Here is a 12,346-nt window from a genome sequence, read left to right on the forward strand (position 1 = left end):
GCCTCCGTCAGTTCTGCACGATGAAGATGGAGCCGCTGTCGGTGTCCTCCTTGTGGTCCGCCTCGGCGGCCGCCGCGCAGAGCGCCGCCTGACGGGCGTCGCCGCTCTTCTGCAGGCGGAAGCTCACGACCGTGAGCACGACGCCGGCGAGGGCCAGGGCGACTCCGACCCAGCCCGGGGCGGCGAAGCCGAAGCCCGCGGCGATGACGGCCCCGCCGAGGTAGGCGCCGGCGCTGTTGCCGAGGTTCATCGACGAGTGATTCAGGGCGGCGCCGATCACCTGGCTCTCGCCGGCGACCTCCATGAGGCGCGACTGCACCGACGGGCCGATCATCGAGCTGACGAGCCCGAGCAGGAACGTCGTCGCGAAGATGCCGACGATGCCGTCGACGAGCAGCGCGTAGGCGACGAGGGCGGCGATGAGCCCGACGAACCCGACGGTCAGGGCCGCCTTGAGGTTCTTGTCGGCGGCCCATCCGCCGATGACGTTGCCGATGGTCATGCCGACCCCGACGCCGACGAGCACCCACGGCACGACGCCCTCGTCGACGCCCGCACCCTCGGTGACGGCGTTGGCGATGTAGCTGTAGACCGCGAAGAACCCGCCGAAGCCGATCGCGCCGATACCCATCACGAGCCAGACCTGGGGTTTGCGGAACGCGCTGAACTCGCGCCTCATCGAGGCGGACGAGTCGCCCTCGAGGTGCGGCACGGCGAGGGCGACCGCGACGAAGGTGAGTGCGAAGATCGCGGCGACCGCGAGGTAGGCGACGCGCCAGCCCTGCGCCTGGCCGAGGGCGGTGATCGTGGGGACGCCGATCACGTTGGCGATCGTCAGCCCGCTGAGGACGAGCGCGACGCCCTTGCCGCGGTTGCCGGGCCCCATGATGGTCGCGGCGACGATCGAGGCGATGCCGAAGTAGGCGCCGTGCGGCAGACCGGCGAAGAACCGGGCGCCGAGCACCCAGCCGAACGAGGGCAGCACGGCCGAGAGCACGGTGCCGAGCACGAACAGCCCGAGCAGGCCCATCAGCAGCTTCTTCTTCGGCAGATGCGACGACATCGCGGCGATGGTGGGTGCCCCGACGACGACGCCGAGCGCGTAGGCGCTGACCAGCCAGCCGGCGCGGGCGATGCCCTCGTCGGACGACTGCGCGTACAGCCCCGGCAGCAGATCCTGCGCGATGTTGGGCAGCAGCCCCATGGCCACGAACTCGGTCGAGCCGATGCCGAAGCCGCCGAGGGCCAGGGCGATCAGGGCGAACGTCTTGCGACGGGTGGAGAGGGTGTTCACGGGCGGCTGCCTTCGCTGGGGTGGGAGGTGTCGGGCGGCGGTGGCCCGGGGCTCTCCGTCGAACGGGCCGGGTGGGGCGTCGGAGGCGACCCGCGCCTCCGGCCGGTCGGGGCGTCACCGAATCGATTCGATGAGCGCGAGACCACCGACGAGCTTACGACCTCAGGAGGCGCGGTGACAGCCCCGAGGGCGCCGTCGTCACGCAGCGGGGCGGAAGTCGTAGATGGGCGGCTCCTGCTTGAAGAATCCGAGCAGGCCCTCGATTTGCAGCGAGCCGGCGCCGACCGAGAACACGTAGGTCTCGCCCTCGGTCAGCTCGGCCGCTATGCCGTCGACGTTCTCGGGAGTGACCCCGTCGCGGATGTCGAGGACGCCGCAGGAGTCGGTCTGCACCCTCACGAGCGCGGAGGCACCGCCGATCCCGGTCCGGCTCGAGCTCCGCCCCGACAGGGCGTCCACCGAGTCGACCCTGCAGGTGAGTTCTTCTCGGTGAGAGGAGTCGTACGACTCGAGGACATGAGGTCCGACGCCGAACGTACCGACGAGCACCACGAAAACTGCGAGCCCGCCGACCAGGATGAGCCGCGCGCGACGCACCGAACGCTTTCTCGGTGGTGCTGCCGCGGAACGGTGCGAATTCGACATGGTCATTCATCTCTCTCGTCAGACGGCTCGTGATGCGGCCGGTCAGTGTCGCGGAAGGCTCGGTCCCTCGGCTCCCGAGAAGAAGCCGTTCGAGAACGCCTGCCCGGCAGTCGTCTCGGGGTCGGGATCCAGCGCGTACTGCGCGAGCCCCGACGTCCCGCCCACCAAGCCATCTTGGCCCATGTCGAGCAGCCCTTCGCCCGCCGCGTTCCACCGCGGGCTCAGCGACGGCAGGGCTTCGGACAGGATGTTCGTCGACGAAGGAGCGGGGATCATGCTCGAGATCCCGCTCGTGGCCGACCCGGCGACGAAGCCGTTCACTCCCTGGCCGACGTAGCCCGCGAACGAGTGGTCCTGCTTCGGGTCCAGGCCGTAGTCGAGCACGTTGCTCGTGGCCCCCTCGACACCGGCGGCGACGGCGCCCTGGCCGGCCCGACCCACGGCGGCCGTCGCGACGCGCTGGCCGATCGGAGACGCGATCCGCTGGACGACCGGCGCCACGGCCTGGGTCACCGCCGGAGCGGCCTTCGACGCCGCGATCGCAGCGGCTCCGCCGGCGGCACCCGCGGCGCCTCCGATCAGCATCTGCAGACCGACCTGCTTGTAGTCGACGTTCCCGCTGTCCGGGCCCTGCTGGATGATGCTGAACCCGCCCGCCATGAGGGCACCGCCTGCAGCCAGCGCGAGGATGTTGACACCGGGCACGAACATCAGGGCGATGCTCCCCGCGATCATGGCTCCGGCGAGGATCGCCTCCTTGTGCGACTTGACCTCGTCCCAGGCATCGACGAGCAACCCCTGGTTCGCATCGTTGTAGGCCTTGAGGTCGGCGTCGGTGGCGGGCTTGAGGCCCAGCGGGTCGAGCGCCTGCAGCGGGTCGTTGCCGGCGTACGAGTAGGGGTTGGCCGCCCATCCTGCGCCGAGCGTCGCCACGATCGGGTCCGTCGACAGGAAGCCCCGTGCCGAGGGGTCGTAGACGCGGGCGCCGAGCCAGTCGAGGCCGCCGATCGTGAGACCGCCGCCTGCCGTGAGGCCGATGCCGTCGGGCAGTCCGAGACCCGAACCGGGACTCGACACGGCGGCCAGCGCCTCCCACGGGTCGTCGACGTCCGTGGCGCGCGCCGCGCGCCACCCGCTGGACAGGACCGCGTCGTCGATCGCCGTGACCCCGCCGGGGAGTGCGAGCACGGGTGCTGGCCCGAGGCAGGCCAGCGCCGGCACGGCTGCGGCGGAGTCCCACCAGATCGACGTTCCTCCTGCCTCGGCGAGCTCACCCAGGCCGTCGACCCAGACGTCGATCCGTCCGATCTCCGCGCCGTCGCGGTCGCGGTCGACGATGCCGCCGAGACGCCCGAGGTCCGACCAGGCGTACTGCCGCGTCGTGCCGTCCGGCTCGGTGCGGCGGATCCGCCGCCCGAGGCCGTCGTGCACGTACTCCACACGGACGCCGAGCGTCTCGGTGGCGACCAGCTGGGCTGCCGCGTCGTACTCCCGTCGGGTCTCGACCCCGTCGGCGGTCTCGACGACGAGCCGGCCGGCCACGTCGTACCGCCAGGTGCGCCCGGCGCCTCCCCTCGCCTGCGCGCCCACGAGCTGCGCGGCGTCGTCGTAGCGGTACTCGACCCGACCGCCGCCCTGCTCCACCGCCGAGATGCGCCCATCCGCGTCGTGCTCGACGCGGGTCCGGTCGACTCCGCTCGCCCGGGTCGCGGTGTGCTCCACCACGACGCCGCCCTCGTACGACCACGTCTGCACGAGGTCGCTCGCGATCGATTCGACGACGCGGCCCGCCCGGTCGTACGAGACGCCGCCGAGGTGCGCACCGTCGAGCGCCACCCCCACGACCCGACCGTTCGCATCACGTCGATACTCCGTCCGCGAACCCGTGGGGCCGGTACGGGTGACGACGGCGCCGTCGGCGTCGCGCTCCCATGTCATGGACTCGGCACCCCGCGATCGACGGACGAGCAGTCCACGTCGGTCGTGCCGCAGCTCGTGCTCGATCGAACGCCCCTCACCCCTGCTGTGATCGCTCACGACGACCGCTCGATCGAAGGGGTCGCGGGAGATCTCGAGCACCACCGCGCCGTCGACGCTCACGCTGCTCTGCCGGCCCGCGCGGTCGTACCCGTTCTCGAGGAGGTGCCCGTCGGGGTCCGTCCGTGCCACGAGACGCCCCGCGGCGTCGTACGAGTACCTCGTCGTCCGTCCGAGAGGGTCGGTCACGGCCGCCACGCGATCCGCGGCATCGTAGGCCCGCCGGGTCACGCCGCCGACCGGGTCGGTGATCGTCACGGGGCGACCGCGCTCGTCGTAGTCGTACGAGGTCACGCCGCCGAGGCCGTTCACGACGGCGATCAGCTGCCCCGCGTCGTCGTATCGGAAGCTCCTCCGTCCGAACCTGAGGTCGTGGCTGCCGACGAGACGACCCACGGAGTCCCAGCGGTACCGTGCCGTCCCGGCGCCCGGGATCGTGCGACTCACGAGACGACCCACGGGGTCGTACTCGAATCGCTCCACCTCGCCCGTCGGCGACGTGCGCGTGGACACGCGCGAGTCGGCGTCGTACGAGAGGCTGGTCCGCGCGCCGGAGGCGTCGGTCGCGACGGCGGCCCGTCCGCAGGCGTCGTACTCGTACGTCGATCGCGCCCCGGTCGCCGTCGTGACGGCGACGACCCGGCCGGCCGGATCGCGTTCGAGACGCGTGAGTCCGCCTTCCCCGTCGACGAGCTCGACGGGACGACCGCAGGCGTCGTAGGTGACGAGCTCGTGCCCGCGTTCGTCGGACGTCATCTCGACGGGCCGCCCGAACTCGTCCGTCCGCACGGTCGTCGTCGTGAAGGCGTCTCGGAGGGACGAGAGTCCGGTCGTCTCGTCGCGTTCCGCCAGGCGCCGCACACCCGTCGGGTCCGTGATCGACCGGAGGTCCCCGGTGACCCCGTACTCGCGATCCCAGCGCGCGCCCGTCGGATCCGTGACGACCCGCAGGCGGGAGAGGGCGTCGTGCTCGAAGGCCCAGGCGGCTCCGTCGGGCAGCTCGAGGCGCGAGACGTCGCCTTGGTCGTCCATCGTGCGGGTGGTCGTGCGCCCGAGAGGATCGGTCTCCGAGACCAGATCGCCGGCCGGACCGTAGCCGTACCGCGTCACCGCACCACGGGGATCGACGACCGCCTCGAGTCGACCCGCCGGGCCGCGCTCGAAGCGCCACAGCGCGCCGTCGGGATCGCGCCGCGAGACGAGCTCGTCCGAGCCGTCGTAGCGGTACTCGGTCCGAGCTCCGGACGGGGTCGTGGAGGCCACCACGTGACCCGTGGCGTCCCGTTCCAGACGCACGACGCCGCCGTCCGCGTTCCGAGCCGCGACGATGTCCCCGAAGCGGTCGTGCTCGAGTTCGAGCGGCACGCCCGTCGCGTCGACGACGCGGACGAGGCGGCCGTCCCGCCACGTCGACTCGGTTCGCCCGCCGGCGGGGTCGATGATCGCCGAGGGGTTCCGGTCGTCGCCGTCGTACTCGAAGGCGACGACCCCGCCCGACTCGGTCACGACGGTCGTCACGCGATCGAGGTCGTCGTAGCCGTAGGTGATGTCGGCTCCCGCCGGAGTCACCGTGCGCGTCCGACGACCGCGGTCGTCGTAGGCGTGCACGGTGATCGCCCCGTCGCGCTGCGTGGCGGAGACGAGGTTCCCGTGGGCGTCGTAGCTCATCGACTGCCGCCGGTCGTCGCTGTCGACGACGCCGACGAGACGGCCCTTGGCGTCCGCCAGCCAGGTGTTCGACCGGCTGCCGTCCTCGTCGGAGACGACCGTCACCCGACCGGGGAGGTAGGCGAAACGGACCCGGCGGCCATGGGGGCTGACCTGCAGCACGACGCGTCCGTGCTCGTCGTACGTGTTGTCGACCTCGATCACGCCCGCCGCGCTCGTGACCGTCGAGACGAGCCCCTCGTCGTTCCAGCCGTATCGGCGGGTCCCCCCTGGCGTGGTGACGCCGACGAGCCTCCGGCCCTGGTCGTACTCGTACTCGACCCGCCGGCCGTCCGATCCGCGCACGACCACGACTCGGCCGTCGAGGTGCTCGATCTCGATCGAGCGCCCCCGCTCGTGGACGAGCCGGGTGACCACGTCGCCGTCGTACTCGACCCGGACGGCCGTGCCGCGCCTCCCTCGCTGCCCGACCCAGCGACCCGACGGCGTGAAGTCGACGCGCACGCCCTCGTTGTCGCTGACGACGAGGAGGCCGTCCTCTTCGGTCAGCCAGCGGTTCTCGCCGATGCCGCGGCCCCAGCCGGTGTCCTGACGGGGGAACCGGATCTGGCGTCCGTCCGCCCCGACGAACGACGCTCCCTCGTCGTCGATCAGCAGCCTCGTCTCGAGCACCGACGACCAGCCGGGGCCGAAGAGACCGACGCGGTCGTCGAGCGAGTTGTACATGCGCGTCATGGCGAGTGACGCCGAGGCTCCCCCGAAGCCCAGGTCGTGCTCGGGTTCGAGGAAGTTGCCGGTGGTCGTGTTGACGGGGTCCATCGTGAAGCCCGTGGTCGGCTGCTCGCCGAAGGCCCGTGGCGGATCGATCGTCAGGGCGGTCCGGTCGGCCGAGACCCCCGCCGCCTGGAGGGCGGCGGCGAGCGCCGAGTCGGACACGGTCGAGACGTCGCCCTCTCCTCCGGCGGCCGCGAACGCGTCGGCCACGGTGTTGGCCCACGCGACGTCCTGGCCGTTGGCCTCGAGCCACTTCTCGAATCCCGTGACGAGTCCGCTCGCCTCGATCTCGCCCCACTTGCACCGCGACGCGAAGTCCGAGAGCTTGCCCCGCAGCGCGGCCGGCCGGCCCGTCAGCTCGGTGTCGAGCTGCGACGAGCCCGTGGCGAACGACCGGAGGTTCTCGGGTCGTGCCGACGAGGCGCCTCCGGCAGCGCCGCCCCCTGCAGCGCCGCCTCCTGATGCGGGCAGGGGCGTCTCCCGGGAACCGGTGGCGACGGTGGACGCCGGGAAGGTCGGCTCCTTCTCGGCCGGTTCGGTCGGCATGTCCTCTCCGCCGACGATGCCGTCCCACCACTTCTCGATGTCCGACCGGTTCTCCTGGCGCTCCGTCCACTCGCGGGCGCGCTTGCGACGGGCGTTCTCCTTCTGCGCCGACTCCTTCATCGTGCCGACCCAGCTCGCGATGTCGCGGAGCGCGGCGACGATCTTGTCGCCGTCCGCCTTCGCGGTGTCCTGGTTCGCGCCGAAGATCTCCGAGAAGCGCCCGAGGAAGTCCTGCTCGGCCGTGGTCCGATACGACCGGCGCGAAGCCACCTGCCCCTCGATCGCCTCGGCCGATGCGTTGGCCTCGGTGACGAGAGCGTCCGCTGTCGCGTCGTCGAACGTCACTTCTTCGTTGCCGGTCGGATTCGCCACGATTCTCGTTCCCCCTGGTGATACGTCGTCTCGACGCCGTGTCCAACGAACGACTCGTCACGGATCCCGGCGTCCGCCCCCGCGCAAGACGCGCCCCCGGGGCTCGAACATGCCAACTGTACGGGCAGAGGCGCCTTCTGTCGCGATCCTCTCCACAGAGTGGTCGGTATCATCGCCGGATGATCGACTGGACCGTCCTCGGGCTCGTGGTGACCGCCGTCTCGGTCCTGGCCGCCGTGGGCGTGCCGCTCGCCGCCTCACTCCTCAGCCGGTCGCGTCGAGCGGCGGCACCAGACTCCCCCCCGCTGTTCACCACGCACCCCCCGCGCCTCGTGTCGGTCATGTTCGCCGTCGTCGGTCTGGCCTCGTTCTTCTTCGGTCTCGTGCTGGCGCTGCAGGTCCCCTTCACCGACGAGCCCGACGTCGCCGAGGGCTCGGCCATCGCCGGGGCACTGTGCGCCCTCGGGGCCATGGAGGTCCTCCTCTGGCGCGGCATCCGGCGCACGCGCCTCGACGTCCACGACGAAGGGCTCCTCGTGCAGTCCTGGTTCCGTCCGGCACGCTGGGTCCTGGTGAGCGACATCGCGTCGTACCGCCCTCTGCTCAGCCCGGGCGCCATCGACGGGTCGGGCATCGACGCCCGCGACGCCCGCCGCAAACGCCTCTTCATCGCCAACCGGCGCGACGACAACTACCGGAAGCTGCTCGACCACCTCGAGCGGCACACGCCCGAGGCGCTGGCCGACTTCCGAGGCCGTCCCGCGCGCTGACGCGTCACGGGGCCGACTGCGAGGCGTCGTTCAGGCCTCGAGGGCCCGCTCGAGGCGCTCGACCTTGCCGTCGAGCTCGCCGGTCCGCCCGGGGCGGATGTCGGCCTTCAGCTCCAGCGAGACCCGACTGCCGAACGCGCCCACCGCCTCCGCGGCTTCCTTGACGACGGCCATGACCTCGTCCCAGTCGCCCTCGATCTCAGTGAACATCGAGGAGGTGCGGTTCGGCAGCCCGGAATCCCGCACGACCCGCACGGCGGCGGCCACCGCGGCGTGCACGGAGTCGCCGTGGGCGTCGGGGTCGAGGTCTCCGGCGGGGGCACCGCCGCTGGGCGAGAGCGAGAAGGCGACGATCATGCGCTCATCCTGTCAGCGGCCGGGCCGCGGCGCACTCCCCCGAGACGCCACAGCATGACGCACGCGACGACGAGCAGGGCGATCTCGCCGAGGTTCCGCAGCGTGATGACGACGAGCATCCACGGCTCGACCCGCAGCAGGTCGTCGTAGAACCACGGGTAGATCAGCTGGGTCAGGGCGGCGATGCCGACCGCCAGCCCCGCCGCGAGTCGGAACGACGGCCCGCCGGCCCGCGACGTCACGAGCCCCACGACGACGGGCACGGCCAACCACGACACGAACTGCGGCGAACCGACCTTGTTGGTCACGATCAGCACCGTCGTCAGCGCGAGAGCGAGCGGACCGAGGAGGTGCGGCGCGGCGACCCTCGCCAGTCGCGCCCGCAGACCGAGCAGCACCACGGCGCCCACCACCAGCGCCATGACGAGCGTGGCGGCCCTGGCCGCGAGACCGACCCCGTCGCCCTGCACCTGGAAGGTGAGGATCTGCTGGTCGTAGTACACGCCCGTGCCGGCCACCCCCGCCGCAGCGCGCCACAGCCAGGGGGTCGCCGCGGGCGATTCGATCTGCAGCCCGCGGCCCGCCTGCTGACCGACGAAGCCGAGCACGGTGGAGCCGCTGCCGAGCGCCAGCGAGACGGCGACCACCACGACCGTCGTCGCGGCCGCGGCGACGACGATCGAGATACCGCGACGGGAGGCCAGCACGGCGGCGGCGACCAGGGCGGCCGGCCAGACCTTCACCCACGCGGCGAACGTCAGCACGACCGAGGCCGCCACGGGGCGCTCGGCCACCAGCAGCAGACCGATCAGGGCGAGGGCCACGGTGACGGCGTCGATGCGCCCGAAGGCGATCGGGCCGAGCGCGATCACGAAGAGCAGCCACCACCAGGCGGCGGTCGTCGTCGCCCGCGTCGTCCGCGTCGTCCCCGTCGTCCGCGTCGCCCGGCGCAGCAGGACGGCGAAGGCGATCGCGTCGAGGGCGATCACGACCAGCAGCCACACGGTGGCGTAGTCGGTCGAGCCGCCGAGTCGCGCGACGAGCATCGGCACGGCCGCCAGCAGCGGGTACACCCAGGCGACGTCGATGCCGACCCGGTCGCCGCCCGAGACGAAGTCGTCCATCCACGACCGGTAGACGGTGCGGACGTCGCCGAGCGACTGGTCGGGACCGGCCAGCGCGACCCAGGCGACCACGAGGTGCACGACCGCGAAGGCCGCCCAGAGGACCACCCGCCGCTGTGCCAGCGTCGAGACGATCCGCCCCGTCGTCGTCCGCGCGCCGGGGATCTCAGGAGGCGCGGCGACGGTCATCCGGTCAGGCTAGCCGCCGCGCGTCACACGACGCCGCACAGCTCGGCGGTGTCGTCGGTCACCGTTATCCTCGGGGTCATGACCCGTACACCGTCGCGACTCGTCGCGTCCGTCGCCGCCGCCCTCCTCTCGATCGGCGTCCTGGCCGCCTGCGCGCCCACGTCCGACTCCGAGGGCTCGGACGGCGTCGGTGCCGTCACCGAGGGCAAGCTGACGATCGCCACCGGCGAGCCCGCCTACTCCCCCTGGGTCGAAGACGACGACCCGACCACCGGCGACGGCTACGAGTCCGCGCTCGCGTACGCCGTCGCCGATCGTCTCGGCTACGACCGCGACGACGTCGTCTGGGTGCGCGCCACCTTCGACGAGTCCATCGCCCCCGGCCCGAAGACCTTCGACCTCAACCTGCAGCAGTTCTCGATCACCGATCAGCGGGCCAGGGCGGTCGACTTCTCGTCGCCCTACTACGAGACCCGCCAGGCCGTCGTGACACTGCCGGGCTCGGCCGCCGAGGGCGCCACCAGCGTCGCCGACCTGACGGGGCTCGACATCGGGGCGCAGAGCGGCACGACGAGCTTCACCGCGGCCGAGTCGGTCATCGAACCCGACGGCGGCGTGCAGGCCTACAACTCGAACGACGACGCCAAGGCCGCCCTCGAGTCGGGGCAGGTCGATGCGATCGTGCTCGACGTCCCGACGGCGACCTACTTCGTCGAGGGCGGTATCGTCCTCGGTCAGCTGGCCGCGGTCGACGGCGCCAGCGACCAGCTCGGCATCGTCCTGCCGCTCGACAGCGCCCTCACCGACGAGGTCACGCAGGCCGTCGACGATCTGCGCGACGACGGCACGCTGGCCGAGCTGCAGCAGCAGTGGCTCGCCGACTACGACGTCTCGGACCTCTCGTAGCGCCCACCGCGATCGCCCCGGGGTCCGCCCCGATCAGCGATCTCGAACTGGGGCGACGGGCCTATCGCCGTCGCCAGTCGGTCCGCTCGGTGCTCGTCGCCGTCGTCAGCACGATCGTCTTCGCGGCCCTCGCCTGGTGGGCGGTCACCAGCACCCCGGGCTGGGAGCGCGTGAAATTCAGCTTCTTCGACGGCCCCACCCTGATCGCCGCCTGGCCTCGCGTGGTCGAGGGCCTCTGGCTGAACATCAGGGTGCTCGTGGTGGCGGCGATCGGCGTGGCGCTGCTCGCGACGCTGCTGTCCGCCCTCCGCACCCTCCGGGGCCCCGTGTTCTTCCCCGTCCGCGCGCTCGTCCGGGGCTACACCGACCTGTTCCGCGGGCTGCCGCTCATCATCGTCCTGTACCTCGTGGGCTTCGGTCTGCCGGGTCTCGGGCTCGGCATCCCGCGCCTCCCGGCCGAGTTCTGGGGCACGATCGCGCTCATCCTCACCTACTCGGCCTACGTCTCCGAGGTGGTGCGGGCCGGCATCGACGCCGTGCACCCCTCGCAGCGGCTGGCCGCGCGGTCGCTCGGTCTCGGTCATGCGAAGACCCTCCGTCTGGTGGTCTTCCCCCAGGCGATCCGCAAGGTGACGCCGGCGCTCATGAACGACTTCGTCTCGATGCAGAAGGACGTCGGGCTGATCTCCGTGCTCGGGGCGGTCGACGCGGTGCGCGCGGCCCAGATCGAGACGGCGACCGCGGCGAACTTCACGCCGTACGTGCTCGCAGGGCTGCTGTTCGTCGTGCTGGCCCTGCCGACACTGTGGCTGACGGACTGGCTGTCGGCGCGCCTCCGTCGTCGCGAACAGGCAGGGAGCGTCGTATGACCGGGTCACGCATCACAGGCGACGCCGGCCCCGGCCCCGAGGTCGTCCTCCGTCTCGAGGGCGTCCGCAAGTCGTTCGGCGCCACGACGGTGCTCGACGGCATCGACCTCGAGGTCGCCCGAGACGAGGTCGTCGCGCTGATCGGGGCGAGCGGCTCGGGCAAGTCGACGCTGCTTCGCACGATCAACCTCCTCGAGCCGATCGACGACGGTCGCATCGTGCTCGGCGGCGACGACATCAGCGACCCCCGGGTCAAGGCCGACGCGGTGCGCGCGCGGATCGGCGTGGTCTTCCAGCACTTCAACCTGTTCCCGCACCTCACCGTGCTCGAGAACGTGTCGCTGGCCAGTCGGCATGTGCTGCGTCGCCCGAAGGCCGAGGCCCACGCACGGGCCCGCGAGCTGCTCGAACGCGTCGGTCTCGGCGACAAGGCGGGCGCCTACCCCGACCGTCTCTCGGGCGGCCAGCAGCAGCGCGTCGCGATCGCCCGGGCCCTCGCCCCGCGTCCGACCCTGCTGCTGCTCGACGAGATCACGAGCGCTCTCGACCCCGAGCTGGTCGGCGAGGTGCTCGATCTGGTCCGCACCCTGAAAGAGGTCGGCACGACCATCGTCATGGCGACTCACGAGATGGCCTTCGCGCGCGACGTCGCCGACCGGGTCGTGTTCCTCGACGCCGGTCGCGTCGCCGAGCAGGGCCCGCCCGAGCAGGTCTTCACGGCGCCGCGAACCGCGCGGGCGAGAGAGTTCCTCACCCGCTTCACAGCCTGACGGGTGACTCCCAGCTGATTCCAGC

Annotated in this window: 9 protein-coding genes; 4 read left to right on the forward strand and 5 right to left on the reverse strand. The window is 71.8% G+C overall.

What is annotated here, in order from left to right; genetic code table 11:
* Nucleotides 1–7: 7 nt before the first annotated feature.
* The 3 genes from IFT51_RS00945 to IFT51_RS00955 all read right to left on the reverse strand — a co-directional run bounded on the left by IFT51_RS00945 (nucleotide 8) and on the right by IFT51_RS00955 (nucleotide 7,336).
* Nucleotides 8–1,294 (reverse strand): MFS transporter, encoded by a 1,287-nt coding sequence (locus tag IFT51_RS00945; protein WP_192058209.1) that lies wholly within the window; start codon nucleotides 1,292–1,294, stop codon nucleotides 8–10.
* A gap of 198 nt (nucleotides 1,295–1,492) precedes the next feature.
* Nucleotides 1,493–1,891, reverse strand: coding sequence for a hypothetical protein (locus IFT51_RS00950; RefSeq protein WP_192058211.1), 399 nt, complete (start codon nucleotides 1,889–1,891; stop codon nucleotides 1,493–1,495).
* Between the two features lie 90 nt (nucleotides 1,892–1,981).
* The gene (locus tag IFT51_RS00955) at nucleotides 1,982–7,336 is read right to left on the reverse strand and encodes a DUF6531 domain-containing protein (RefSeq protein ID WP_192058213.1); all 5,355 of its coding nucleotides are present in this window, start codon (nucleotides 7,334–7,336) and stop codon (nucleotides 1,982–1,984) included.
* Between the two features lie 179 nt (nucleotides 7,337–7,515).
* Between IFT51_RS00955 and IFT51_RS00960 the strand changes: the two genes are divergently transcribed.
* Entirely contained in the window at nucleotides 7,516–8,106 is a 591-nt protein-coding gene (locus tag IFT51_RS00960; protein WP_192058215.1) for a hypothetical protein, read from the forward strand.
* Nucleotides 8,107–8,136: 30 nt separating this feature from the next.
* On the opposite strand, the gene IFT51_RS00965 is transcribed toward IFT51_RS00960, so the two are convergent.
* Together IFT51_RS00965 and IFT51_RS00970 are read right to left on the reverse strand one after the other, a co-directional pair.
* The gene (locus tag IFT51_RS00965) at nucleotides 8,137–8,463 is read right to left on the reverse strand and encodes a thiamine-binding protein (RefSeq protein ID WP_192058217.1); all 327 of its coding nucleotides are present in this window, start codon (nucleotides 8,461–8,463) and stop codon (nucleotides 8,137–8,139) included.
* Nucleotides 8,460–9,776, reverse strand: a complete 1,317-nt coding sequence (locus tag IFT51_RS00970; protein WP_192058219.1) for a glycosyltransferase 87 family protein — start codon at nucleotides 9,774–9,776, stop codon at nucleotides 8,460–8,462. Before IFT51_RS00970 ends, IFT51_RS00965 begins: the two co-directional genes overlap by 4 nt.
* 78 nt (nucleotides 9,777–9,854) lie before the next feature.
* Between IFT51_RS00970 and IFT51_RS14900 the strand changes: the two genes are divergently transcribed.
* From IFT51_RS14900 to IFT51_RS00985, 3 genes are all read left to right on the forward strand, one after another.
* Nucleotides 9,855–10,682 carry an ABC transporter substrate-binding protein gene (locus IFT51_RS14900; RefSeq protein WP_192058221.1) on the forward strand — a complete coding sequence of 276 codons (828 nt, stop codon included), beginning with the start codon at nucleotides 9,855–9,857 and terminating at the stop codon, nucleotides 10,680–10,682.
* Nucleotides 10,683–10,771: 89 nt separating this feature from the next.
* Nucleotides 10,772–11,551, forward strand: a complete 780-nt coding sequence (locus tag IFT51_RS14905; protein ID WP_243214259.1) for an amino acid ABC transporter permease — start codon at nucleotides 10,772–10,774, stop codon at nucleotides 11,549–11,551.
* Nucleotides 11,548–12,321 carry an amino acid ABC transporter ATP-binding protein gene (locus IFT51_RS00985; RefSeq protein ID WP_192058225.1) on the forward strand — a complete coding sequence of 258 codons (774 nt, stop codon included), beginning with the start codon at nucleotides 11,548–11,550 and terminating at the stop codon, nucleotides 12,319–12,321. The genes IFT51_RS14905 and IFT51_RS00985 overlap by 4 nt, the downstream gene beginning before the upstream one ends.
* Nucleotides 12,322–12,346: the final 25 nt, after the last annotated feature.

Source organism: Frigoribacterium sp. CFBP 13712 (assembly GCF_014842255.1).
Taxonomy (GTDB): Bacteria; Actinomycetota; Actinomycetes; order Actinomycetales; family Microbacteriaceae; genus Frigoribacterium.

Excerpts from the sequence above, each read along its gene's own strand:
- IFT51_RS00960 (WP_192058215.1), top strand. The coding sequence starts at position 7,516 with ATGATCGACTGGACCGTCCTCGGGCTCGTGGTGACCGCCGTCTCGGTC.
- IFT51_RS00965 (WP_192058217.1), bottom strand. The coding sequence starts at position 8,463 with ATGATCGTCGCCTTCTCGCTCTCGCCCAGCGGCGGTGCCCCCGCCGGA.
- IFT51_RS00970 (WP_192058219.1), bottom strand. The coding sequence starts at position 9,776 with ATGACCGTCGCCGCGCCTCCTGAGATCCCCGGCGCGCGGACGACGACG.
- IFT51_RS14900 (WP_192058221.1), top strand. The coding sequence starts at position 9,855 with ATGACCCGTACACCGTCGCGACTCGTCGCGTCCGTCGCCGCCGCCCTC.
- IFT51_RS00985 (WP_192058225.1), top strand. The coding sequence starts at position 11,548 with ATGACCGGGTCACGCATCACAGGCGACGCCGGCCCCGGCCCCGAGGTC.